Origin of the sequence: Bryobacter aggregatus MPL3 (genome assembly GCF_000702445.1) — a bacterium.
GTDB classification, from domain to species: Bacteria; Acidobacteriota; Terriglobia; order Bryobacterales; family Bryobacteraceae; genus Bryobacter; species Bryobacter aggregatus.
The window spans coordinates 1364649-1386795 of record NZ_JNIF01000004.1; the positions used below are offsets into that span (position 1 = coordinate 1364649).

Here is a 22147-nt window from a genome sequence, read left to right on the forward strand (position 1 = left end):
GTGACGCGGGTCTACGCGTGGGAAGTTATTGCAGGATGGGGAACCCAGTGATCTGGGTAATCCCCTGGGAATCGATCGTGAACTCGACACTCAGGGGCGAAAAGTCGCTGGAGGAGTGGCGATCAGAAAATAGAAGTAGCGCTTGGTTCTGACTGCTGACCAGAGGTTGCTTCGAAGGCCGATGACCGTTGAAACGCCCGAGAACTGCAAAATCGAGGTGAAGTCGAATGGCACGCCAAAGGTTGGCTTGGTGTGAGGGAGGATTGGCGTCGCGTGACAGAAAGGCGCCGATCACCAACTCCCTTTCGGTGTAACCGGAAAACATGCCGACGCTGATTTCGGGAACACGGAGGCGTAGCGCTTGAAGAAATGCCAAGAGCGCGCCGGCCTGTTCCATCGGTTCGCCACCGCTAATTGTGAGTCCGTCGATTGAGCGGCTGGCGTGCAGATCAGCTACCCATTCCACGACCGAGCTGATCTCGACTGTCATCCCGCCTTCAACTGAATGGCTGAGTGGGTTCCAGCATCCGGAACATTTCAAGGAACAGCCCTGCAGCCAGAACACAGCTCGGGATCCGGGCCCATTCACTCGACTCTGATCCAGCCTGGAATGCATTCGGATCGTCATATTACCCTCCCTTCGGCGTGGTAGTTTCGGTGCGGCTCCCGTGGCCTCATCAACGGCAGGTTTGGCTTCGTGAATCGAAAACGCGCCTCGCATTCGAAGGTCAGACACGGTGAACAATGGGTATTGCAGTCCGGAGGCCCTCCAAAGACAAGGCCTCACCAAACAGCGGAATTCAGGTCAGAAGTGACAGGGGGATGCATTCAGCTTCCGAGAACGGGACTTCGCGCCAACTTCCGACTAGCGCGGGATTCGGCCGGAATCGCCGGCCAGAAGCCGACACTTCCGCACTGATGAGGTCCGCAGTCAAAGGGAGTTGGCCGAAAGCCAAAATATATCGTTTTGTAATTAATATATATTGACGAACGATAAATTCATCCCTAAAATAGATGCTATGAGTAAAGGCTCAACCAGATTTCTCCAAGCGGTCATCGCGCTCATTGGCATTGGTTCTCTTGCTCTTTTGCTTTGGGAACCACACCTCGAAGGAAGGAACGCGCACGCGAACCTCTTTCAGATTTACTTCAACGATCCGTTTTTGGCGTATGCGTACACCGCATCAATTGCATTTTTCGTCGCACTCTTCCAGGCATTCAAGCTTCTCGGATATGTAGGAAGAGGTGAATTCTTTTCGCAACGCCCAGTCAAAGCGTTGCGGACGATCAAGTACTGCGCGATGTCTCTCGTCGGTTTTCTCGTAGGAGCGGAAGCCTACTTCTTCATAGTGATGCGTGGCAAGGATGACATCGCCGGCGGCGTCATGATGGGACTTCTACTGATCTTCGTCTCTGCAGTCGTCGCCACCGCGGCGGCGGTATTTGAACGAACCTTGCAGAGCGCGGTAGATCTGAAAGCCGAGAACGACTTAACGGTATAGCCGAAATTAACATGCCGATCATCATCAACATCGACGTAATGCTGGCCAAGCGGAAGATGAGCGTCACCGAACTGGCTGAGAAGGTCGGCATCACGATGGCCAATATCTCCGTCTTGAAAAACGGCAAGGCAAAAGCGATCCGGCTATCCACGTTGGAAGCAATCTGTAAGGCTCTCCAATGCCAACCTGGAGATGTTCTGGAATATAAAGATCTGACCATTCCCTCTTCGGCGGTGTGAGAACAAAACCGGCTCACCATTATCACCCGCCCGCAGCGTTCGGCTTTTTCCATAGCTCCTGAGAAATGGAGTTCGAGGAAATCACTCTCGCTGGAGCAAGCTGCAACCGTCGTGGACCAGAACGGGACTTGGGGGCCGCTATCTTCCGGATCGCGCGTGATACAAACATAGACGCACATTGCTCAACACTATGCGACTAGGCTGGAGCCTGCCTGAGTACTGACTGTCTGTGGCGCAACAGATCGGTTGCAAGAGAACTATCTAAACTCCTGATAGCCCGCTTGACCAGACCCTTCACGAACCTTTCGCTTGGCGGTTGTCGTCAGCGGACTGGCTATTACACACGCAGTAGTTACTATTCGGTCCTTGTTTGGTTGCCTAATTCCGGCACGAGTTCCGCGCGCCTCTACTGGGAAGGTATGCGAGAGATGAGGGTTGGCGGCATGTCCTTTGCTCCGATGCCCACACCAACTGGGATCAGCATGTTCCCCGGAGAGCAACTGCGCCTGTCTCGCCGTTGGGCTGAAACTCGCTTTTCCAAGCTCGTACACTTTAATGAACTGTCCAGGGGCGGTCATTTCGCAGCACTGGAGCAGCCGGACCTGTTTGTGAATGAGGTACGAGAAACGTTCAAGTCTCTTCGCTGAGCGCATCGCAGCGGCCCGTCGAGGTCAGTTCGCGGCCCTTTTTTCGACTTCGCCGGGAGTGAATTCGCGGTCTTGAAGTTATGTACGAAGCGCATTCAGATAGTCTCGAACCTCGCACTGCCCGAAGTGGTTGGCGGCGCTTTCGGCAGTCGATCGATAGAGATCGTCTTTGATGGAGCGATCCGCTCCTCGGTCCACCAGGAGCCTGACCACCGCCATGTGCCCATACTGAGCCGCCAGGTGAAGAGCCGTGATTCCTTGGCCGTGGGTCAGCCCGCCAAAGGTGGCCTTCTGGTTTATCTCCGCCCCGTGATCAAGCAGCCACGAGACGGTCTCAGGGCGGTTGCAGACGGACGCCCAGATGAGGGGCGTGCCTCGATATGGATCGGCATTCGGGCGCGCTCCGGCTGTGATGAGCCGTTCCAGCACGTCCAGGCGATTGCTCTTACAGGCCCACACCAGCGCTTCGTCCAGCACCTCCTGCGGATCCGTCGAGGGCCTCCAGTCCGGGAAACCACTGTGCGGGCGATAGAAGCCTCGGGCGGCGCAGGCTTCGGGAGTCAGTGTGCCATCGGGCCGGAAGCACGCCTCTACCAACTTCTGGAGGCCGAGACCGGCAGCAGCGCGAAGATTGTTCGGGGCGACTAAATTACGGCCCAACAAGTCGGCTACCTCGCGATTCCCCCAGAAAAGCGCGACGATTAGGGGTGTGCCGCCCGAGCCGTGCGCTTCCAAGTCCAGTGCTGCGCCCTTCTCGATCAGCAAAGCGGCGATGTCACGCCGGTTGGCGTACGCCGCCTGGTGAAGCGGCGTCCAACCGCGATTGTTGCCCTGATTGATGTCGGAACCTGCCGCCAGCAGCTCCTCGATGGAAGAAAGGCCGCCGTTCCAGTCTGGTTTGCTGGCCAAACTGACAGCAAGATTGAGAAGGGTATTGCCATTGGTGCCGCGCTCTCCGGCCAACCGGAGATTTGTGCGCAGTAACGCTTCAAAGCGGCCAACATCGCCTGATCGCAGGGCGGCGAACGCGCTCATGAAAGGCTCCGCGGCCGCGGCGGCGGCGTTCGACGCCAGGACTTTCACGCGGGTCGTCAGGTCGTCCCAAGTGTCGAAACCGTGTTCCCTGGCGTAGACCAATCGAGCATCTTCTTCGGAGAAGGGCGCCTGCCGAATTTCCTCATCGCTCCGATCACAAAAGCGCGGATGCCATTCTCGAATTTGCTCGAGCGCGGCAGGGCCGGCCGAATACCGCGTGCGCAGCAAACCATGAACGCGGTCCTTGATCCAACCCAAGTCCGTTTCGAAAAGTCGAGTGTGCACCGAGCGTGAAGACGGATCGGCGTGGGCCTTCAGTTTGGGCCAACTGGCAAATCCTTGTTCACGAGCGAGGGCAAATTGCGCATCGTGCAGAGAAACTTGCAGGCGGACTTCCCGTTCGTCTGAAGTTGCCCAGCGTGCATGATGGCGCCGCAGCCGAGAAAGGGCATCGACGTTGCCAGATCGGATCGCCCGCAAGAACTCGCGGGCCTGCTTCTTCTGTTGCTCCAGGTTCAAGAACGTCTCCTTCGTATGCCTGGTCCGCATGTCAGGCGAAAGAGGTTCAAACTACGACTGATGCCTCAAAGGAGCAGGTGGGCGCGGCCCTTTCCGCAGACAGGGCGCGTCCTGCACGCGACCAATTGCGAGTTTACCAAAAGTCGAGAATGCAGGTAAAACTCCCCGTAACGAGGCCTTCCTAGCCCTCTGGCAGAACGCCGGCGCGGTCATCGCCCGGCAATGTGCGTGTGTGGTGAAAGGTATATTCGCCGAGCAGGCGCTCGACGCCTGCTTCATCGAAGGTGACCAGTCGCGCGATCAGCGTATTCGAAGGAGCGGCCTTCGCCCACGTGATGGAGGGTTGCCAGACCACGCTGCCGGCTCCGGATGGAAACGGGATGTCCGGCAGCCTAAGCCGCTCGATGCCCTGCTGGTCGCAGAGGCACAGATCCACTCGTTCTGCGGTGGTGAAATTCGCAGCCAGGCGACCGATGAGCAGGTCGTCTTCGGCGGTCACGGTGCACTGGACGCTGCCTCCCGCAGGAGGGGCATACTGACGGATGCGCAAGCCTTGCTCCGCGGCGCGCTTCAAGAATGTCTCACTTACGACCATTTGCAGGGAGCCCTCCCGCGCCAGCTTTCAAACAAGACCCGCTTGACTATGATGCACGCACGCACACAAACAGGGACATCTTCGAGCATTTGATAGCGGACGATCCGAAACAGGCCGCCGTGGGTGTGGCTTCAATTTGGTATCGGACCGCCATGCATGAGGAGTTCTTTGCCCAGAGTGGATCGGTAATCAGAATGCCCCGACTCGGGCCAGGGGAGGGGCCGGATTTTCCGGTCTGCTTCGCAACTTCCCGCATGACTTACGACGCGCGCAGCGTACCGAAGACCGGGACCGTCGGCGGCTCTGTACCAGCAGCGCGCCTCCCGCATCGCGGCGGCGAGTACGCGAGCCCGTCGAGGTCCAGTTCGCCGTTCCCTGTGAGCTTTGCGCGAGTTGAGCCCGCCTGAACTTTCCGACGACCCCGGGACTAAGGTTTCCAAACTGCAACGGGAGCCGTTTTTCTCGTAAAGACAAGCCACTCCTGCGCGAAAGCAGCCGACGGCATCCATCCGGCTGGCAGCTCCTTGGGTCTGATCTTGCCCTTAGCTCCGACCCGGCTCGATACGGCGTTGAAGACCGGTCTCTTCCATTCATCAACAACCTTCGAAAACTCCACCGTTACGTATCCTTGGTCTCCAATGCCCTTTTGCGGTTGCGCTCCAAGAACCGCGTGTAGCCATTCGAGAATGAGAGTCTGTGCGTTCTGGAGGCAGCAGTGTGGTACATGATTCTGCACAACGAAGGTCCACGGTGCGCCCTTCTCGTAGTACTTCCGGAAGTACCCATATGGCCGCTCTGTGCCGTTGATGTTGTCACCGCCATTGGCAATGATCAGTTGGGGACGGAGGATGGCTGGTGCGGGCAACTCGATCGTGTCCATTCCCAGGGGTTCGTACTGACCTGGCGCAAAGGCAATCCCGGCGATGTAGCGTTCCGACCGGTACGCTGCCAGTCGCGCGGCGAGCGAACCTGCGCCGGACCACCCCAGTGCAATTATGCCACTGGTTTTCAACTCGGCGTGGCCGCTGGCCTCGGCGAACTGATCGAGCGCCGTGAAGAGCGCCCTACCCACTCCCTTCTCGGGTAGGACGATCATGTCCTCGCGCTCCTTGGAACGGCATTGCGCGGGCAGCACCAGGGCGAGTTGATGTGCGCCCGCGAATCCGCGCACACGACGGTCTTCGTACCACTTCAGGTAGTCTTGCCCTCTATCGAAGATGATCCAGGCTGCCTTGACCTGAGATTTTGCGTCGGGAATCACCATGCGATACTCGCAAGGGCGCAGAATCTCCTCGTCGAGCAACGGACTCACCGTGGTCTGCCACTCTTGGACGGGCTGACCAAAGGTGGTCAAGCAGCAGAGAACGACCAGAGATACAGATGTGCAGAAAGCGGATCGCATGAAAGTATGACGGATCGAACACCATTCCGTTCAACTGAATCTCTCTTCGTGGTCGGCCGGCCAATGCTCGGCCCGTGACGGATGTTGGGTTCAGGGAATCGACACCAATCGGCCGACGACTAAATTGAAGAATGGAAATCGACTTGGTGGGGGTGGGAACGGGATAAGTCCACCCTAACGGCGTATGGTTTAGCTACGGCCCGTCAAGTCCAGGATCGTCGGCCATCCGGAAGCTGGCGTATAGTGCTGTCGCGCTGGCAACTCGGGGAGTTTTCAGGAAGCTCGTGAAGGGATCTCAGCTCAGGTTGCATGGCGACTTGTTCTTGAAGCCTTGTCTAGAAGGCTTGCTGCAACCAAAAGCGTCCGGCAGAGGGATCGCAATTGGGCAAAGGCAGCCGAGATGCTTCGCGGATGGTTGCCATTAAACGAGAGGATCATGTTTGGTTCGGGGGTGACTTCCAGCATCCCTTGCGATTCCTCATCGAAGGAGCCTTCGATGGTGTCGTGCTCCTCGAAGACCGCGACCAAAGCCGGAACAGGCTCGCCGCAGTCGCTCAGAAGATCGCGTGTTTCGTCATCAATGGCTGGAAGGTCAGCTGAGTTGGACATGCAAGCCAGTTCGACCGCCTGTTCCATGAGCTGTTGCGCACGGTCGTCCTTGAGGGTGTTCATCACTCGGGCGAGTCCTCGCGGGCTGAGCGGCTTGCGGCGAACGCATTCGGGGATTGAGGCTTCGATGTTGGGTAGTTCGATCTGGTCTGATTCTGGGTCGTCCTCGTACCATTCGCGTAGACGCTCCAGGCGATCCAGGGCGTCCCGGTAGTCGTACACGCGGATACAGCGATTCAGGCTGCCGAGGAACAGGTTTAGGAACGTTGCGGGGAGCCTTCGATGAGCAGCTTCCAGGAGCCGCAAGGTTGGGCCGAGCACGACGTAGCCAGCGGATTCGGGCTCGATCGTTAAGAACATTCGTGAGATGTCGCCGGACGCCGCTGGCTGACCGTAGCAGTACCGGTCCAAGCTGGTGGAGAGCACCACGTCGAGGAGGAAGTGCTCCTGGATCTTCGCGCGGCCGCAATCGTCGAGCCAGCGGTTGAGGGATCGCTGGATGAAGGTGGTGGCGCTTCCGCCGGAAGCTGCCCATTCGTCGGCGTAGCCGATGCCGGCTTCCAGGAAGTTGAGGGCGAGCTTTGCGGCGGCGCGCTCAACCTCAACCAACCGAAACTCCGTGGGCACCGGGCTGCCATCGGGAAGGATGAGGCGCGGGATGGTCCACCCGGCGCCTTTGGGCATCAGAGCGGCTGGATCCAGCCGGGCGGTGGAGGCAGTTGGGTTCGTCCGCGTCCGCGGAGAGATGCCTGTACGGCGTCGCCGATGATCTTTGAGGCGAGTTGCCAATCGGGACATTCCATGTACCTCTCCAACAGTGATTGCTGCTCGGTTGGCCGGCCCTCCGCGAGTTGTTTCAATTCGCGGATGACCTCAGCTTTGAGCTCGCGACTTTGGCGGCGCATAGGTCACCCTTTGCTGCCGATCGCGCGCTCAAAGGAATAGCGCATCTTGTCGCCAACGGCTTCTGGCCCGTTGACGACAGCGGTGGCCAGTTCGGGATACTGAGCCGAGTAAAGCGCCTTGACTTCCTCGACGCTCATGTTCGGGTTGGGATCAGGCAGGCGAATGCCGTTGAAGGTGAAAAGCCGGGTCATTTTGGTGATGATTAGGGGCATGATGTTTTAATCTCCTTCCTCGGCTGGCGTTTCAAACAGGCTCAGCGGTTGCGGCTCGGGTTTCTTGCCGCCATTACCGACGGTCTTGTGCTTCTTGCTTGCCTCATCGCGGGCCGCTCGCTCAGCTGCGGCCAATTCCTTCTGGATTGCAGAAAGATTGGAATGCAGCCGGACCTGGGCGGCTACGAAGTTGGCGACCTGTGGCACGAGTTCAACATCGAGTTCGGCTGCGTTGCCGCAGACCGAAAGCGGCGTGGTCAGTGCCTGGTTTTCACCTTCCTTGAGTAGCCGTGGGCAGATGTTGACTTGCAACTGGTCGCCTTCTTCGAGTTTGGAGACGGTTATGAGAATCGCGCGTTGCGCCAACATGGGCAAGAGCTGCGAGAACAGTCCTGGCGTCGGGGTGTGGTCTGTCATGGGATGCCTCAGAAGGGCAGGTCATCGTCATCGGTTTCGGGCTGCTGGGCAGGCTTACCGGGACGGGCAGGCGACGTCGACTCTTCTTTGCGGGCAGAGCCAAGGAAGGTCACCTTCTCGGCGACGACCTGCATGATGTGGTGCTGGGTTCCTTCCTTGTCCTCGTACTCGCGCGTTTGCACGCGCCCGACGACGGCGACGGTGCGGCCGCGCTCAATGTAGGCGGCACAGTTTTCCGAGAGGCCGTTGAATGCCACCACCGGGAACCACGTTACCCGCTCGCGTTTTTCGCCATTGCTCTTCCATTGCTCGTTGACGGCCACCGAGAACCGGCAGTACGGCTGGTTGTTCTGGCCGTAGCTGAGTTCCGGGGCGGCACCGACGTTGCCGACAATCGTGATCTGATTGAGTCCGCTCATTGTTTGTTGCTCCTAAAATGAAAATGGCCGGGCGAGCCCGGCTTTGGGGTGTCTTGGAAAACGCGGGCGGCTGTGTCGCCAGCGTGGGGATGGTTGCTTACTCCTCGTCGAACCGGAACTTCCGGCCGCCGGTCTTCGTGAGCATGGTGTCGAGTTGCGATGCGAGACCTTCCATGCCCGATTGGACACGGGCGCGGAGTTCTCCCGTCGATCGCAGGTCATCCGCCTCCACCCCTTGAAGGAGCGTGCGGGCCTGGTTGACGAGCGCTTGCAGTTCCGCATCATCGGTGACGTTACGGAATTCAAAGTTGGCGAGGAACTCAACGAGGTTGGACACGGTGGTTTCCTTGAAGCGGACGGGCTTGCCGTCCTCGCCGACCTTCAACCGCTCCGCCATGTGCTGCACCAGCTTGGCCATGGTTTCGCGCAGGACCTGCTGGATCTCCGATGACGCTTCGGCCATGCGTTGGGCCGCCTTCTCCCGCTCCTGCTGCCATACCTCCTGAGAGATGCCCTTCAGTTGGTCTGGTACACCGAAGCTGACGTATTGCCAAGCGAAGCCGAACTCGCGTTCAACATCGCTGGCCGGCGGATAGTCCGCCGGGTTGTAGAGGCCACGCAAACGCTTCGCCGCTTCGTGGCAGAGGGCCGGGTAAGCGGCAAGGAAGGCTTTCACCAGTTCCTGCCGCTGGGTGGCAAAGTGGCGGAGCTTCTCTTCCACTACTTCGATCGAGGCAACCGGCAGCAGATGAATTCCCACTTCGAAGGGGAGGCAGATGTTGTAAAGGAAGCGGCGGACCTCGCCGTCGAAGCGGCCTATGGCCTTGAGTTCAGCGGAATCGAGCAAGTGCTTGGAGACGCGGAGAAGATCCTTGTCGGCGTCGGCCTCAATCTGCGAGGTGGACACCTTGCGGGTGTTGCCCATCGTGGAAAGGCGAACCTTGATGCATACGGTCTTCCGCGCGAGATCGAGACTGGGGTCATGGATGGGAACTAGCGGAGGCGGAGTCGGCGGGACGCCGCCCTCGCAGTTGCCTCCGGGGATAATGGGAATCGGGATGGCGAGCGCCGTCGCGGCAGACGAAAAGAGACTGCTTTGTGTAGCCATAGGTGGCCTCCAGATGTGGGAAGTTGATAAGCAAGCCAGATGCCTTAATAATGCTCAGAGCAAGAAGCATCGCGGCAGTAGCAAAACTGATTGGAGATTTGGGTTGGCAACAAGAAACATTGAACCCGACACAGAGCTTGCGTCGAACTTTACAGTTCAGCAATACCGTGACATCCGTGCGCTACTCACCTCAGAGCCCGAAGACGCAAGTGCATGGAGCCTGGTGATCAATGCGATCAGCAGGCGCATCGACGAGCGTTTCCTGAAACCGATCGATGACCTTGCTCGCTTCGATGACGACGACAATCTACCGTATCGACCCGGATTCGCAATTCTGGCTCTCGATTGCTTATTGATCGACACGGTTCAATCATTTCGCGAAGGCAGGACAACTACAGGCGAGCACAGTCCTGCGTATTCGTTCAAATCTTTTCTGCGAAACGAGAGGTTCTCTGACTTCAATAGCGCAGATAGAGATGAGTTTTTTGGCTACGTCCGCAATGCAATCCTGCACAATGGTGAAACCCGAAAAGACTGGAGAATCCGCATTGACAATGACAGCATGCTGACAAGGGGCCCAACTACCAAAGCGCGGACGCTCAATCGGAAGCGGTTCCACGATGCTGTAAAAGCAAGCTGTCAAGATCTCATAAGTGATTTGCACAATGGCGATTCTGAAGTTCGCAAGAACTTCCTAAGTCGCCTAGATGCGATGGCTGGAATGCCAATTGATCCCATGAAACACATGTATTTTGCTTACGGGTCCAACCTGAAGAGCGAGGAATGTCGCCGAACTGCACCGAACGCAGAAGGGCACTCCGTCGCTTTCCTCCCGGGCTTCAAACTCGCTTTCTCTAAGCACTCATCAACCCGCAACGGCGACGCCGCGACGATCGTGAACGACCCTACAAGCATGGTGTGGGGTTACGTGTACCGAATGACCGACTCGGATAAAGAGTCGCTCCGGAAACGCGAAGGAGGGTACGACGAAGTTGAGCTCACCGTGCAATTAGTTTCACCGGAGAGCGATAACGCACCCACACCGCAGCGTGTGTTTACGTTTATTGCACAGCAGGAGTGCCAGAACCGCTGCGGGCCACCGGCACCATATCTTGATTTGATTATCGAAGGCGCAACAGAGAGAAGCCTCCCGGAGCCCTATCGACAAGTACTTCAGAAACTGAGGGCGGCGGCAGACTAATCACCCGTCGATATCGCGCATTTACCGAGTGGAGAACCTCGAAAGGTCTTCCCCATTGCTGGACGTGATCTAGGTGGATGGAGTCAGTCGACGAAAAGTGAGCCGAGAATGGGGAAGCCGGTGATTTGGGTCAGTCCGGTGTCGTCGATTTGGATCTCGACAGACTGCTCCGCGAAGTCGGCCCTTGAATAGTGTGAGGTGTAGAGGTGAAGCGTTTGGTTGGTGGAGGAGACCATGGCGTTTGTGCCAGGACGCCTGGGGTTGTAGCGACCGAGGACGGCGAAGTCGAGGTGACTCCGAATGGCCAACCAGTCGGTGCTGTGCAGTTCCCGTTCGGAGTAGCCGGAGAACAGCCCGACACTTAGGGCAGGGGTGGCGGCTTTCAGTTGGTGGAGCAACTCCAATATTGCCGGCGCTTGCTCCATGGGTTCGCCGCCGCTGATTGTCAGCCCCTCGATGCTGTTATCGCTACTTAGGTTCAAAAGCCATTCGACGATCTCGAGTACCTCATGCTGGAAGCCGAGGAGTGCGTTGTGGGTTTCCGGATTCCAGCAGCCGGAACAGTGGAGCGAGCAGCCCTGGGTCCAGATCACCGCTCTCCTGCCGGGGCCGTTCACTGTGCTGCACTCCATCAATGAATGAAGGCGGAGCGTCATGCGGTTCAGCCTTGTTTAGCGTTGAGAACCTTGCGCCCCTCAACGGTGAGCACATGGTAATCGCGCTTCTGCCGGTTCACAACGAGTGAGTCCGCGCCCCGAAACGCTTCAGCTACATCACCGCATCCCTTGCCCTGAAAGCCTTTGAGGTCCAGCGCGCTATTGCCCTGGTCGTCGATTTCGATTGTGATGATCTTTTCACCCATGTGGAACCTCCTCAGCGAACCGCAAAGTGGAGTTGTACCTTCTTGCCGGCCTGGGTCTCAACGACCTGCCGACCCACGAACCGATAGCCCTTCGCCTTTGCGACCGCCATCGTTTGACGCTCCTTGTAGGTTTGGGCGATTCGGCCCAGCCAGGCGTCATCGAACCCGATGCCACGGTCGTATTCGCTAATGAGGGCACGGTACACGCCGTTCGCGTCACGGGCAAAGCCAATGTCGTTGCTCGCCGAATTGAGTTGTCGGCGGCGGATGACGATGTTCGCCTTTTCGGGGCGTTCGTCGCCGAGGTAGCCGTAAAGGCTCAGGCCCGCAGGAGAGACTTCTGGGCTGTAGCCAAGGTCGCTGAGCGCGTCCAAAAGGTGGCGCTCGTCGGACAGAATTGTTCGTAATTCTTCGTACTTGCTCATATTCCCCTCCGTCATAGTTGGTTCGCATACCAGCATGCCGCTTCGTTCTTTGCGCAGTCGAGGACAATAAGCCACGTGTACGAGCCTGCGAATCGAAGTTCCCTGCGCAGAAAATGACTACTTATGTCAGGGGCGGGCCGATGCAAGGTGGCATCAAAACCCCTCTGCGAAGCCGAAGGATTCCTTTGATACCAACTGTGCGATAGTGATCGTGAAAAGTGGTTTCTCTACGGATTACTTATCTTCAGCATGGCTGGGTCGATGCTTCACTTTCGAACGGCAGCACGAGCGCCCAAATAACCGGGTCGTACATCAGCGATGCAATCGGTGACTTGGTCCGCGCTACCCTTCGCCTCACTCAAGGGGAATTTCAGGCAGAATGCTCTTGGCTGTCCGAGCCAGGTGAATACCGTTGGCTGCTGCGCACTGCGCCTGCCGGAGTAAACCTAACGATATTGGAGTTCGATGAATGGCATCCTCGAAAGCCCGATGCGCAAGGACAATTGATTTTCCTCTTTGAGGGAACCTTGCAGAGGTGGGTAAGGCAACTTCTCAGCGAGTTCCAGAGGCTTTTCGACGAATTCGGCGACGCTGGCTACAGCGAGCGTTGGTCGGAGTCGTTTACGTTCCCGGCGACAGAATTGCATGAACTGAGACTTTGGCTGAAGACGATCCCGCAAGATTCGTGAACGATATCGCCAAGACAGCGCTAAACGGCAGAGCCGTTCGAAGCGAACAATTGAGCTAGAAGAAACTGCGGCCCAACTTCAAGGCTTTGCCGGACGAGCATGCACATTGAGATCAACATTGGGCTAGCGATTGCGCGGTCACGGTACGACGACACCATTCATTCGATCACAGTGCGCAGGACGCGCCTTTGAGCGTTGACCGAAGTAGGTTCATCAGTGCGGTATGTGCCTGAAATGGCTGCACTCAAGAATCGCCCCGACGATTGCCGTCGCAGCGCTTCTATCTGGTCCGCAGCAGAACGCGAGACCGGGACGATGTAGCCTGCTGAATCGCTTAACGAAAGCTTTAGCCGCCATGCCTTCCGGCAGCATTCCTTGATTTCCGCGCCGGTCCAGCCGTCGTCGTCGGGGCGCTCGCCGGATACATCCCAGCGCTGCTCGTAGATGTTCCAGATGGCTTCGCGCTCTTCGGCCGTCGGGAGGTCAAAGAAGAAGGTTCCCAGCGTGAAGCGGCGTCGCAGTTCGGGTGGGAGGCTCGTGATGGAGTTACAGGTGGCGATCCAGAGGCTGCGGCCTTGGGAGATGGCATCGACCACCTGGAGGGCAGATCGCAGTCTTTCGCCCGAACCGCCAACCAGCGAACTCTGCATAGCGCTGAGATCGAAGGCTACAGTTGGAATCCCAGCGGTCGCCCCTGCGGCCTTTGCCACGGCGGACTTCGCCGCGCCGGGCGGACCGATGAAGATGACGCCGTCGGCGTTCCGATCCTGCATCCAACTCAACATCGTGCCGGTCATCTCGGTCTTCACACCCGAAGTGTCGGTCCCACTGCCGGCGAAGGCCTTCTCAATCTCGTCTACGAAAACGACGACGCGGGGTGCTTCCTCACCGTGAATTACAGCATCAAGAAAACGCTTGATGTTTTCACAGCCGCCGATTTGATCGAAGGTTTCGCCGCCCCGCCAAATGGTGAGTCCGGGCGTTTGTTCCACGGCTTGGCGCTTGCGATCCCAAAGGCGCTCGAAATCGAGCCCGTCTTTCGAGAGCGACATTGCGAGGACCTGTTCGGCTGGGAAGGCTGCGAGGCCTACGAGTGCGTCCACGGCCCGGGTGATTGTCTCTTCCGTTGGCTCGGGGAGTTCAGCAGCTTCAAACGTCTCCCGCACAAGTGCGGCGAGTTCTTCAGTTGATGGCAACGGCTCATCGAGAACCATCACGTCGCTTTGCAACTCCGTGGGGAGTGCCGCACCGGGAGTAGTGACAAGGACCAGCATCTGCCCGGTGGTCTTGAAGACATCGCGGAGATTCCAGATGCCTTGCAGGACATCCACCTGTTCCCAAACTCGCTGCGGATTGAGGAAGAACAGGATCGTGTCCTTGGTAATCTTCTGCGCCGCGGCAAGGGCGTCGGCGGGGCCGAGTTGACCGGCATTCTCACCAACCAGCTTTGCCACGGCCGCTTTGCCCGCTTCATTCCTGCCCGCGAGGCCGTTGAGAATGTCCCAAGCCACGATCGGTACTTCACTCTTGCCATTCAGGCTGGCCGTTACCTGAGCCATGGTGCTGGCCGGGTCGGGGGTGCGCACTGCGAGCAGCGGGGTGGCTGCCCGGCGGGCGGCTCTGAATACACTACGGAATTCCTCGGTGGAACGAGACATGGGAATGCTCCTGGAGAACTGGTCTAGAAGAAGACAGGTTTAGAAAAAGACGGCGGCCGTATAGATGACCGCGTTGAAGACCATGTGGGCGATGACTGGCGGGAGGGTGGAGCCTGAGCGTTGTCTCAGCAATCCGTAAAGCAGACCCGTGCCAAAGATGGCAGCCAACTGGCTTTCGGTAATGCCTGGCTTCGGGGCATGCGCGAGGGAGAAGAGCGCGGCGACCCATATCGTAGTCAGTGGACTGAGGGAAGAGGCGAGGCGCTGAAGCAGTGTGCCGACGGCCCAGAACAGGTAACCGCGAAAGACCAGTTCCTCAAAGAGCGGGCCGATCGTAATGGCATGCCAGACTTCCGTAAATGCCGGACTAGCGCTGCGGCCGTAGCCGTGGAAAGCGTAAGCTGCGATGAGTCCGGCGATCATCCCGGCGAAAAATGCAATGGCGATCGACGCCCGGCTGATCGGATGCCAATTGAGGAACTCGAAGCCATGGGTATTGAGCTTGCCTAGCAAGCTCCACATGAGCCAGAGAAAGCCCAGAGTGCATGCGACGGCGGTCACGTTTTCCGGAAAGTCCACTGCGGAGAATTGTCGTGCAGACGCGGGCAATCGCCGAGCGAGTTTTCTACCGTAACCGGATGTGATGGCCTTTCACCAGCCGGGCACCCTCCACGAGGACGCCATTCACGATGGCTGAGCGAACTGCGCTCCCATTCACCTGCCAACCCTCGGCTTTGAGTTGCGCTTCGAGGCCCTTGCGCAGATCGCCGTCGGGCAACTGATAAACCAACTCCTGCAGTTCGGTCTTGGTGAAGCCGATGGTCCGCTCGAAGTAGCATTCGCCGATCTTGAGCGGGTCATCGACTACCAGGGAGGCGGCCGAGTTCTGTTGCAGTCCGATGGAGGCCCGTTCGCCTTCGAGGCGCTTCAGGTCGCGAGAAAGCATGAAGTGCTGCAGCATTCCTTTGAGCCGGGTGACCCGGCCCTCGGCTGCCTTCTTCCGCGCGGACAGACGCTCGGCTTCCGTACCGCAAATCAGGGCAATAGACTCCTGCCAGCGCAGGTAGCCGGCGATGCGATCCACCTTTGCGTGGAAAGCAGCGATGTACTCGTTCAGTTCTTCCACCAGTTCGGCGGAGAGCTCTTGCCCTTCCCCGGCTGCGTCCTCTGCCCGGTCCATCAGTTCGACGAGGTGTTCGTCGATCTCGAACAGCGACCGGGGATCGCGCGGTGCGGCTTGCTGAAGCATGTTGAGCTCCTTTGGAAATCAGAAGAGTGAAAGCTGAACGGCCGGGCCCATTACCGCGATTGGCAGTTCTGGTTCCGGCATGACATCGACGACGATGGCCGCTGGTTTCGGGGCCTGCTGCTGGGGTGCCTGTGTTTGCAGGGAGCGCCACACTTCGGCGGCCTGCTCACCGACGCCCTGGCGGGTTACCAGTTCGCGGGCCATGGCCGTAAGGACATCGTCGTCCTCGTCCATTTTCTGCAGCCCTTCGGCTTGCAGCTTGCCCTCCATGGCAAGCGAGACAAGGAGTTTCTTACCCATCAGGCGGAGACAACTTTCCTGGGCTGTGCCGGCGTAGGTCAGGAAGCCGACCCGGACGGGATGCTTCTGCCCGATCCGCCAACTACGCCGGCTTGCCTGGCGGAGTACGTAGGTAGAGTAGCCGGTCTCATAGAATAGGATCGTGGGGAATTCCAGCAGGTCAAGGCCGGTCTGCACGAGCTTCGGGTGGCAGATGCAGACTTGCATGCCATTCTTGAGTTGGCGCTCGTACCAGGCTTCGCGCTGCTCTGGCGGTGTGTCCGCCGTTAGCACTTCGGCCCGTACGCCGCCTTCCCGCAATATGCGTTGCAGCCTCCGCGTGACATCCCGCTTCTGGGTGTACACGGCATAGATTTGCACCTTGCGGCCTTGTGCCAACTCGCTCTTCACCTCTGTGAGCAGACGCCGCTCTTTGGCGTACACGACGCTCTCATCGAGATCCGCTGGCTCTGCAATGAGGAAGCGTTCCCGCTCCCCCGATTCCGGATTGACGCTATGGCCATAGAGCGCTCCTAGCCCGAAGGGACGGTCCGGGTAAAGCAGCAGCGCGTTCATTGCCGTGCTGATCACGGAAGCATTGCCGTGGTGATCGCGAAGGGCGCCCTGGATGTCGGATTCGAGATCAGAATACGCCTTCCGCAGGGTCGGGTCCATCTCGACCGAAATCACCTCTTCCAGATAGCTGGGCAGTGCGCCAGAAATGTCCTCGAGCGACACGAACGCGGCCATGTTCATGAGGTATTTGCCGAAGAGGAGCGGCGAAGCGCCGGGCCGGCGCTTTACGGTGGTGCTGACGCGCGCCTTGGAGCAGGAGTTTTCCGAGGCTTCGATGGTCGTCACTTTTTCTAATACCCCATAGGCCTCGGCGAACTGACGCAACCCGCTTTCGCCATGGTCGAAGCCGTCTTCGCGCATGGCGCGCGCGTCCAACCGGTAGAGGATGTTGAATAGCTCGTCGGCGTATCCGCCAAGCAGGGTCCCCGTAAGGATGACGGTATGGCCGCAGGCTGATGCGAGGGTGCCAAGTGCGTTACCCTGCGCCGTCTCGCCCTTGAGTTCGTGGACTTCGTCGGCGATGCCGTAGTCGAAGAAGTCCCGCATGTAGCGCCCGATGAATTCAATGGGCGCCATGCGGTGGATCTTGCGGTTGTCGGCCTGCCAGAGCGGACTGAAGAAGGGCCGCCGGCCGCGATTTGTTTCTGGGATGACCACTTCTGAATGCTTCACTTTGCGGAAGTCGGCCCGGCGGAGCTGGTCATCGCTGGTGGCGACGGGTATGCCGGTGTCGGGGTTCACCACGTTTCCGAGGAAGGGTCCGCTTCTCGCAGTGCGGATGACGTGCCGCCAGAAGTAGCCCAGTTTCGCACGTTCGCGTGAGAAGACGAAGATGCTCGGCCCTTGTACGAGAGCCTGCCATTTCGCGCGCGCTGAGCGGTGTTTGCCCGCAAGCCGGATTTCGCTCAGGGTGGTGCGGAGGCCTTCGCGGAGGATTTTTCCGTTTCGGAGCCGCACCTCGTTCACCCCGGTGTGCCCATTTGAACCTATGCCGTTGCGGACGCCGTCGATGATGAAGACTCGAACGCCGGGAATTGTGAGGAAGCATTCGCGTGCCCACTTTTCGACGAGTTGCGGAGGGACCATTGCGAGGGCGGTGAAGGGCCGACCCGCTGCGTGGGTGAACACGCTGCCCAATGAGATAAGCGTCTTCCCGGTGCCGCATTCCGCAACCGCCGCGGCGCAGCGAGCTTCCTGCCAGCGCTTGACGATGCCCATGATCGCCATGGCCTGCGCCGGGAAAGGGGAGCGCTTCAACTGCTGGATTTCTTTGGCGAGCAGGTCGCCCGGAGCGTGAAGCGCCGGGAATTGTGCGAGAACTCGATTGCCCAGTTCTGTGCCGTATTCGCGCAGGTACGCGCTGATATTGTCCAATGCCACGCGGCACCTCACTTTCTGGGAAATCGGTCTGGATTTACTCTCGGGGCAGCCATGGACGAACAACTCAGCCAACCCGCCGGATACCGAAAGCTTCTCGAAGACATCAAGGCGCGCATTCAAACGGCGCAAGTTCGCGCCGGCCTGGCGGTGAACCGGGAGTTGGTCCTGCTGTATTGGTCGATTGGCCGGGAGATCCTCACCCGCCAGGATCGGGAGGGTTGGGGCGCCAAAGTGATCGAGTCGCTGGCGCGGGATCTGCACTTTTCGTTTCCCGAGATGAAAGGGCTGTCGCCTCGTAACCTCAAGTACATGAGGGCTTTCGCGGAGGCGTGGCCGGAGCAGCCAATTGTGCAAGCGCCGCTTGCACAAATCACCTGGTATCACAATCTGGCTCTGCTGGAGAAGATCCAGACCAGGGAGGAACGCATTTGGTACGCACAACAGACCGTAGTTCATGGCTGGAGCCGCAATGTCCTTGTCCTCCAAATCGAATCCGGTCTATACGGCCGGCAGGGGCGGGCGATCTCAAACTTCAAGGCCGCACTGCCCAAGCCGCAATCCGACCTTGCGCAACAGATCCTCAAAGATCCCTACAATTTCGATTTCCTCACGCTCGATAAGGACGCTCGTGAGCGCGATATCGAGCGCGGCCTGCTCGAACACCTGCGGCAATTCCTGCTGGAGCTTGGATCCGGCTTCGCTTTCGTCGGCAGCCAGGTTCCGTTGTCCATCGGCAGGGAGGACTACCGGATTGACCTGTTGTTCTACCACCTGAAGCTGAGGGCGTTCATTGTTGCCGAAGTTAAGTCTGGCCCCTTCCGCCCCCACTATGCAGGCCAGCTGAACTTCTATCTGTCCGCCGTGGATGACCTATTTCGTCACCCAAGCGACCAACCCAGTATTGGTCTGATCCTGTGCCGCTCCAAGGAGGGTGTCGTGGTGGAATACGCGCTTCGCGATATTGGGAAGCCCATGGGTATCGCGGAGTTCCGGCTTACTGAGAGCCTGCCGGAAAACTTGAAGTCGTCGCTGCCGTCGATTGAAGAGTTGGAGTCGGAACTGGATCAACGGAGGGAGGACGATGCGACATCCCACGAACCTTCGTCAGGGACTTGAATCTCCCCTCGCTTGAGGCCATGGCTGAGTAGCCGAAGCAGCCGGAGTTTGGTTCCTTTCACGAGCACCGGCGAGCAGTTCCAACCGAGGACCGGCGCCAGCATCTTGCGGCGGCGAAGTTCCTGGTGGAACCAGTCCGCCCAACCCGGCAGTACCGGGATGCCGAATCGGACTGAGAGGCGATGCAGCACGAAGTCCGGCTCATCGTGGAACAGGACCGTGCGGCGAGCATCACTGTCCGAACCCAGCGTCGTAGCCATCAGTTCAGCAGACAGCAGAACCACATACCGAACCGGGCGCTTTCGTCCCGGAACCTGGATCGAGGAGCGATAGATGACAGGTTTCTCGCCTAGAGTCCCGCTGAACTCCTCACCGCCGGCAGTGATCTGAAATCGAAGCCCTTCGAGTGCGGCGACCACCATGGCGCCGACGTCCTGGTCTCCCCCAAAAGCAGAAACCAGATGGAGTTGTGCGGAGCCGTTTCGCTCCGGCGAACGCTCAGCAACAAGGCGATGCAGGTGGATCGAGACATTCGTCACCGTATCCCGCGTCTGCCGCACGAAGGTCAGCCGGCCCATCCGCAAATGTGCATTCATCATCCTGGGCGTCTCCCTTCTTGCTCGAAGCAGGCCGCTCCGACAGGAGCGCGATTCGTCCATCCGCGTACAGCAGAGTCAGTCGCTGCGAGAACCGTTCCTTCTCCCGAACCACTGTGGTGGCCGCGTCCTCGCCTGACTCCTCAATTCGGTCCACTACCTTCACGCTTTCCCAATAGGCAACGTGCCGTTCGCTTCCTTCGCCAAAGACACCGTTGAGCAGTCCGCTGGTGCAGAGCAGGCCAACGTGCCCCTTATGGAGTGGGGTAAGTGGTCGACCTGAGAACTCGGCCTTTGGTGCGTGCGTGATGCGTTGCGCTTGCCGCCAAGCCGGTGAGGTTTCCAGTGCGTCTTCAATTTGATCGAGGGGTAACCCGCGATACTCAAGCTTTACCGGTGAGGCGGGCGGCACAGCGTATTGTCTGTCCGCTTCGTCGGGAAGCGCTGGTATCTCGTCGTACACCCGAGTCAGTTTCTGGAGCTTCCAATTACCGTCGATGACGGCGCGGTCGGTCAAGCGTTCCCGCTCTTGGCGAGACCGTCGAACGCCGAAGAGCACGACCTGTTTATAGGCGTCCGACTCTGGCGCCGTCAGCCGGTAGATCGATTTATCGCGGAACTGCGTCGTAAGAATTCCGCGGCAGTCGTACACGCGGTCGAAGGGGAGAACGAATACAAGCACCCCGCCAGGCTTCAACCATCGGGCAACATGCTCCAGAAAGAGCCGTTCCATCCGCTGGTTCTTGCCTTCGCCAATCTCGAAATCGTAAGGCGGGTTCAGGTAGACCAACGAGAACGACTCGACAGGGGCGTGCGTGTCGAAGACACAGCCCTGGATAACCTCATCGAGGATCTCGCGCGCCTCTGTGGCTCGGTATGCGTCGAGTTCGATTCCATAGTTGAGCACCGTGCCGCCGTTCGTGATTGACCGAAGCGCAGCACCTGACCCGCAGCATGGGTCGAGAGCTTGGAACGCTTCAGTCGACGAGCCAATAAAACCGGAAATCAGGTTCGCTTCATTGGCAGGCAGGGGATAGTAGCCCATTTTCAACTTTCCATGCAGCCTCATGTATACAATCTCCTTTAGTGCCTGCTAAAGTCTTCTTCGACACATTTCCGGTAATCATTGAAGCTGAGCTGAGTAAAGCCGAAAAATCATTGGTGGTCGCAGTCGCATGGATTACGTTCCGAAAATATGGTGTGTTCCTCGCTTCAGCAGTGTCACGCGGGGTTGATGTCCGGGTCTATTGCGCCGACCATTCTGCGAACCGCAAGCAAAGTGCAGAAATTGAAACGCTCCGCAAGGCTGGAGTACATGTCACTCTGTATAAGATGCCGCGCTCTACGAACTTCATGCATCACAAGTTCGCTGTGATTGACGAGGAAACTGTCATCACGGGCTCTTTTAATTGGTCTAACAATGCACTTAAGAGCTTTGAGAATCTTTTAGTGATAACAGGCGAGCCTGACGTCACCCACGGATTTCTGAGTGAGGTCGCAAAGCTGGAAGCCTTAAACGAGGCTGCTATTCGAAGCTTGCAAGCATTGAGGCGGTGCAAGAACGCAGATTGTCCCGGCCATGTGATCACCCTGCTCGTAATCAATCCGCATATGCATCCAATGTCTCACGAGCACTGGGGCGATGTGATCGAAACATGCTCAGTTTGTGCTGAGGAGGATTTCACGGTCATCGAAGCAGGCGTTCAGGTCACCCATTTGTATTCATATATCGACCCGCTTGAGTATATCGATCCAGATGACGACTTTGGAGAAGCAGCCGCTCGATTCAACCGCTTCCGAGACGAATACTTGACGATCGAAGGGAATAGCAGCCGCACACTTCACGCGATCGGACTCGTTAAAGAAAGACACTCGCCAAATGGAGAGAGTGATTGGTACACACAAGTCATCTGGAAGAATAAATTTGTCGATGAAGAGCTGCGTGATGAATATGAAACCACTTTCGATGTTTAGAACACGCCCTTGTTCGAACCTCGAGTTGACGGATTCGTTGCCGATAGCCGCAGATTCCTCCCAAGAAGAAGCATTCCATGGTTTCGGATCGATTGCGCTGATGTGTCCACGAACCGAGATGCCTGAGAAGCATTGACCGCTTGCAGTTGTGACACTGGCTAGCAGTTAACTTGAGATTTCATCGACTTTTCAGATCAGCCTGCTTCGACGGGACTGCCCACACGATTCTGAAAAAACATCATGTGGAAGCTCCGGATTTGGTCGCGCAATTCGTATTCCGCAACTTTAATTTCCGGCTGAAGTTCAAGGAGTGTTACCAGCGACCGCTCAACGAGGTCTGCTTGGCGATCCGATTCGATGAGTCCGTGGCAGGTTGGGCATGCGGCCCAATCGCCAACACTCTCGCCCACGATGCCGTCAAACACGTAAGCGGCGAAGGTGCGGGCTGGATAAACGAAGGCCACGTCAGGGCTGGAACAAAAGTCGCAAATGGGTTTGGGCATGATGATTCTCCTATGCAGTTGTCGATTTC

Annotated in this window: 26 protein-coding genes and 1 pseudogene; 7 read left to right on the forward strand and 20 right to left on the reverse strand. The window is 58.1% G+C overall.

The features are described from left to right. Positions 1-25 precede the first annotated feature (25 nt). Positions 26-721, reverse strand: coding sequence for a 4Fe-4S cluster-binding domain-containing protein (locus tag M017_RS28365; RefSeq protein ID WP_080508180.1), 696 nt, complete (start codon positions 719-721; stop codon positions 26-28). Between the two features lie 298 nt (positions 722-1019). On the opposite strand from M017_RS28365, the gene M017_RS0125645 reads away from it, so the two are divergent. The 3 genes and pseudogenes from M017_RS0125645 to M017_RS30835 form a co-directional block, all read left to right on the forward strand. After that, the gene (locus M017_RS0125645; RefSeq protein WP_031501116.1) at positions 1020-1502 is read left to right on the forward strand and encodes a DUF2975 domain-containing protein; all 483 of its coding nucleotides are present in this window, start codon (positions 1020-1022) and stop codon (positions 1500-1502) included. An 11-nt stretch (positions 1503-1513) separates the two neighbouring features. Continuing rightward, the gene (locus M017_RS0125650; RefSeq protein ID WP_031501117.1) at positions 1514-1741 is read left to right on the forward strand and encodes a helix-turn-helix domain-containing protein; all 228 of its coding nucleotides are present in this window, start codon (positions 1514-1516) and stop codon (positions 1739-1741) included. 362 nt (positions 1742-2103) lie between these two features. Then, a pseudogene (locus M017_RS30835) lies at positions 2104-2388 on the forward strand (epoxide hydrolase); the annotation flags it as partial. 78 nt (positions 2389-2466) lie between these two features. Here the strand turns inward: M017_RS30835 and M017_RS0125660 are convergent. The 9 genes from M017_RS0125660 to M017_RS0125700 all read right to left on the reverse strand — a co-directional run bounded on the left by M017_RS0125660 (position 2467) and on the right by M017_RS0125700 (position 9610). Then, positions 2467-3942: an ankyrin repeat domain-containing protein gene (locus M017_RS0125660; protein ID WP_162180044.1), complete on the reverse strand. Its 1476-nt coding sequence runs from the start codon at positions 3940-3942 to the stop codon at positions 2467-2469. A 181-nt stretch (positions 3943-4123) separates the two neighbouring features. Beyond that, entirely contained in the window at positions 4124-4516 is a 393-nt protein-coding gene (locus M017_RS0125665; protein ID WP_155121630.1) for a hypothetical protein, read from the reverse strand. A 448-nt stretch (positions 4517-4964) separates the two neighbouring features. Further along, a complete protein-coding gene (locus M017_RS0125670; RefSeq protein WP_155121631.1) occupies positions 4965-5891 on the reverse strand; it encodes an alpha/beta hydrolase in 927 nt (308 codons plus the stop codon). 348 nt (positions 5892-6239) lie between these two features. Next, positions 6240-7232 (reverse strand): hypothetical protein, encoded by a 993-nt coding sequence (locus M017_RS0125675; protein ID WP_031501122.1) that lies wholly within the window; start codon positions 7230-7232, stop codon positions 6240-6242. Continuing rightward, entirely contained in the window at positions 7232-7453 is a 222-nt protein-coding gene (locus M017_RS0125680) for a hypothetical protein (RefSeq protein WP_031501123.1), read from the reverse strand. Before M017_RS0125680 ends, M017_RS0125675 begins: the two co-directional genes overlap by 1 nt. Before the next feature lie 3 nt (positions 7454-7456). Next, a complete protein-coding gene (locus tag M017_RS0125685; RefSeq protein WP_031501124.1) occupies positions 7457-7666 on the reverse strand; it encodes a PRTRC system protein C in 210 nt (69 codons plus the stop codon). A 6-nt stretch (positions 7667-7672) separates the two neighbouring features. Next, entirely contained in the window at positions 7673-8083 is a 411-nt protein-coding gene (locus M017_RS0125690; RefSeq protein ID WP_031501125.1) for a PRTRC system protein E, read from the reverse strand. 8 nt (positions 8084-8091) lie between these two features. Further along, positions 8092-8502, reverse strand: a complete 411-nt coding sequence (locus tag M017_RS0125695) for a single-stranded DNA-binding protein (protein WP_051670876.1) — start codon at positions 8500-8502, stop codon at positions 8092-8094. A gap of 97 nt (positions 8503-8599) precedes the next feature. Beyond that, complete coding sequence (locus M017_RS0125700) at positions 8600-9610, reverse strand: DUF3150 domain-containing protein (RefSeq protein ID WP_080508181.1); 1011 nt, start codon at positions 9608-9610, stop codon at positions 8600-8602. Positions 9611-9623: 13 nt separating this feature from the next. On the opposite strand from M017_RS0125700, the gene M017_RS0125705 reads away from it, so the two are divergent. Further along, positions 9624-10811 (forward strand): gamma-glutamylcyclotransferase family protein, encoded by a 1188-nt coding sequence (locus M017_RS0125705; RefSeq protein ID WP_238326046.1) that lies wholly within the window; start codon positions 9624-9626, stop codon positions 10809-10811. 83 nt (positions 10812-10894) lie between these two features. Here the strand turns inward: M017_RS0125705 and M017_RS28370 are convergent, their stop codons facing one another. Genes M017_RS28370 through M017_RS0125720 form a run of 3 tightly spaced genes read right to left on the reverse strand, consistent with a single transcriptional unit; the run spans position 10895 to position 12098 of the window. Continuing rightward, positions 10895-11467: a 4Fe-4S single cluster domain-containing protein gene (locus M017_RS28370; RefSeq protein WP_080508182.1), complete on the reverse strand. Its 573-nt coding sequence runs from the start codon at positions 11465-11467 to the stop codon at positions 10895-10897. A gap of 5 nt (positions 11468-11472) precedes the next feature. Beyond that, positions 11473-11673 carry a hypothetical protein gene (locus tag M017_RS0125715; RefSeq protein WP_031501130.1) on the reverse strand — a complete coding sequence of 67 codons (201 nt, stop codon included), beginning with the start codon at positions 11671-11673 and terminating at the stop codon, positions 11473-11475. Positions 11674-11684: 11 nt separating this feature from the next. Next, positions 11685-12098: a DUF1257 domain-containing protein gene (locus M017_RS0125720; protein WP_162180046.1), complete on the reverse strand. Its 414-nt coding sequence runs from the start codon at positions 12096-12098 to the stop codon at positions 11685-11687. Between the two features lie 218 nt (positions 12099-12316). Here M017_RS0125720 and M017_RS0125725 point away from each other — a divergent pair, with 218 nt between their 5' ends. After that, a complete protein-coding gene (locus M017_RS0125725; RefSeq protein ID WP_031501132.1) occupies positions 12317-12787 on the forward strand; it encodes a hypothetical protein in 471 nt (156 codons plus the stop codon). Between the two features lie 158 nt (positions 12788-12945). On the opposite strand, the gene M017_RS0125730 is transcribed toward M017_RS0125725, so the two are convergent. From M017_RS0125730 to M017_RS28375, 4 genes are read right to left on the reverse strand one after another with little or no spacing between them, the layout of a single operon-like run. Beyond that, positions 12946-14445 (reverse strand): AAA family ATPase, encoded by a 1500-nt coding sequence (locus M017_RS0125730; protein WP_031501133.1) that lies wholly within the window; start codon positions 14443-14445, stop codon positions 12946-12948. Positions 14446-14484: 39 nt separating this feature from the next. Further along, positions 14485-15024 carry a CPBP family intramembrane glutamic endopeptidase gene (locus M017_RS0125735; RefSeq protein WP_031501134.1) on the reverse strand — a complete coding sequence of 180 codons (540 nt, stop codon included), beginning with the start codon at positions 15022-15024 and terminating at the stop codon, positions 14485-14487. 46 nt (positions 15025-15070) lie between these two features. Further along, positions 15071-15694: a siphovirus Gp157 family protein gene (locus M017_RS0125740; RefSeq protein WP_031501135.1), complete on the reverse strand. Its 624-nt coding sequence runs from the start codon at positions 15692-15694 to the stop codon at positions 15071-15073. A gap of 18 nt (positions 15695-15712) precedes the next feature. Next, positions 15713-17929, reverse strand: a complete 2217-nt coding sequence (locus M017_RS28375; protein ID WP_155121632.1) for a helicase-related protein — start codon at positions 17927-17929, stop codon at positions 15713-15715. Positions 17930-17980: 51 nt separating this feature from the next. Between M017_RS28375 and M017_RS0125750 the strand changes: the two genes are divergently transcribed. Further along, a complete protein-coding gene (locus tag M017_RS0125750) occupies positions 17981-19045 on the forward strand; it encodes a PDDEXK nuclease domain-containing protein (protein ID WP_035958850.1) in 1065 nt (354 codons plus the stop codon). On the opposite strand, the gene M017_RS0125755 is transcribed toward M017_RS0125750, so the two are convergent. Continuing rightward, on the reverse strand, positions 18994-19644 hold the full coding sequence (locus M017_RS0125755) for a hypothetical protein (RefSeq protein WP_155121633.1): 651 nt from the start codon (positions 19642-19644) through the stop codon (positions 18994-18996). The two genes, M017_RS0125750 and M017_RS0125755, sit on opposite strands and share 52 nt — an antisense overlap. After that, complete coding sequence (locus M017_RS0125760) at positions 19544-20710, reverse strand: DUF6094 domain-containing protein (RefSeq protein WP_155121634.1); 1167 nt, start codon at positions 20708-20710, stop codon at positions 19544-19546. Before M017_RS0125760 ends, M017_RS0125755 begins: the two co-directional genes overlap by 101 nt. A 17-nt stretch (positions 20711-20727) precedes the next feature. Here M017_RS0125760 and M017_RS0125765 point away from each other — a divergent pair, with 17 nt between their 5' ends. Beyond that, positions 20728-21615 carry a phospholipase D-like domain-containing protein gene (locus tag M017_RS0125765; protein WP_031501140.1) on the forward strand — a complete coding sequence of 296 codons (888 nt, stop codon included), beginning with the start codon at positions 20728-20730 and terminating at the stop codon, positions 21613-21615. Between the two features lie 194 nt (positions 21616-21809). Here the strand turns inward: M017_RS0125765 and M017_RS0125770 are convergent, their stop codons facing one another. Next, positions 21810-22118: a hypothetical protein gene (locus M017_RS0125770; protein WP_031501141.1), complete on the reverse strand. Its 309-nt coding sequence runs from the start codon at positions 22116-22118 to the stop codon at positions 21810-21812. Between the last annotated feature and the right edge of the window lie 29 nt (positions 22119-22147).

What these genes read in the sequence shown, in the direction of transcription:
- M017_RS0125675 (WP_031501122.1), bottom strand. Translation starts at nt 7,232, where the DNA reads ATGCCCAAAGGCGCCGGGTGGACCATCCCGCGCCTCATCCTTCCCGAT.
- M017_RS0125685 (WP_031501124.1), bottom strand. Translation starts at nt 7,666, where the DNA reads ATGCCCCTAATCATCACCAAAATGACCCGGCTTTTCACCTTCAACGGC.
- M017_RS0125680 (WP_031501123.1), bottom strand. Translation starts at nt 7,453, where the DNA reads ATGCGCCGCCAAAGTCGCGAGCTCAAAGCTGAGGTCATCCGCGAATTG.
- M017_RS0125715 (WP_031501130.1), bottom strand. Translation starts at nt 11,673, where the DNA reads ATGGGTGAAAAGATCATCACAATCGAAATCGACGACCAGGGCAATAGC.
- M017_RS0125700 (WP_080508181.1), bottom strand. Translation starts at nt 9,610, where the DNA reads ATGGCTACACAAAGCAGTCTCTTTTCGTCTGCCGCGACGGCGCTCGCC.
- M017_RS0125770 (WP_031501141.1), bottom strand. Translation starts at nt 22,118, where the DNA reads ATGCCCAAACCCATTTGCGACTTTTGTTCCAGCCCTGACGTGGCCTTC.
- M017_RS0125730 (WP_031501133.1), bottom strand. Translation starts at nt 14,445, where the DNA reads ATGTCTCGTTCCACCGAGGAATTCCGTAGTGTATTCAGAGCCGCCCGC.
- M017_RS0125645 (WP_031501116.1), top strand. Translation starts at nt 1,020, where the DNA reads ATGAGTAAAGGCTCAACCAGATTTCTCCAAGCGGTCATCGCGCTCATT.
- M017_RS28370 (WP_080508182.1), bottom strand. Translation starts at nt 11,467, where the DNA reads ATGACGCTCCGCCTTCATTCATTGATGGAGTGCAGCACAGTGAACGGC.
- M017_RS0125695 (WP_051670876.1), bottom strand. Translation starts at nt 8,502, where the DNA reads ATGAGCGGACTCAATCAGATCACGATTGTCGGCAACGTCGGTGCCGCC.
- M017_RS0125705 (WP_238326046.1), top strand. Translation starts at nt 9,624, where the DNA reads ATGTGGGAAGTTGATAAGCAAGCCAGATGCCTTAATAATGCTCAGAGC.
- M017_RS0125755 (WP_155121633.1), bottom strand. Translation starts at nt 19,644, where the DNA reads ATGATGAATGCACATTTGCGGATGGGCCGGCTGACCTTCGTGCGGCAG.
- M017_RS0125720 (WP_162180046.1), bottom strand. Translation starts at nt 12,098, where the DNA reads ATGAGCAAGTACGAAGAATTACGAACAATTCTGTCCGACGAGCGCCAC.
- M017_RS0125690 (WP_031501125.1), bottom strand. Translation starts at nt 8,083, where the DNA reads ATGACAGACCACACCCCGACGCCAGGACTGTTCTCGCAGCTCTTGCCC.
- M017_RS0125750 (WP_035958850.1), top strand. Translation starts at nt 17,981, where the DNA reads ATGGACGAACAACTCAGCCAACCCGCCGGATACCGAAAGCTTCTCGAA.
- M017_RS28365 (WP_080508180.1), bottom strand. Translation starts at nt 721, where the DNA reads ATGCGAGGCGCGTTTTCGATTCACGAAGCCAAACCTGCCGTTGATGAG.
- M017_RS0125740 (WP_031501135.1), bottom strand. Translation starts at nt 15,694, where the DNA reads ATGCTTCAGCAAGCCGCACCGCGCGATCCCCGGTCGCTGTTCGAGATC.
- M017_RS0125760 (WP_155121634.1), bottom strand. Translation starts at nt 20,710, where the DNA reads ATGAGGCTGCATGGAAAGTTGAAAATGGGCTACTATCCCCTGCCTGCC.
- M017_RS0125650 (WP_031501117.1), top strand. Translation starts at nt 1,514, where the DNA reads ATGCCGATCATCATCAACATCGACGTAATGCTGGCCAAGCGGAAGATG.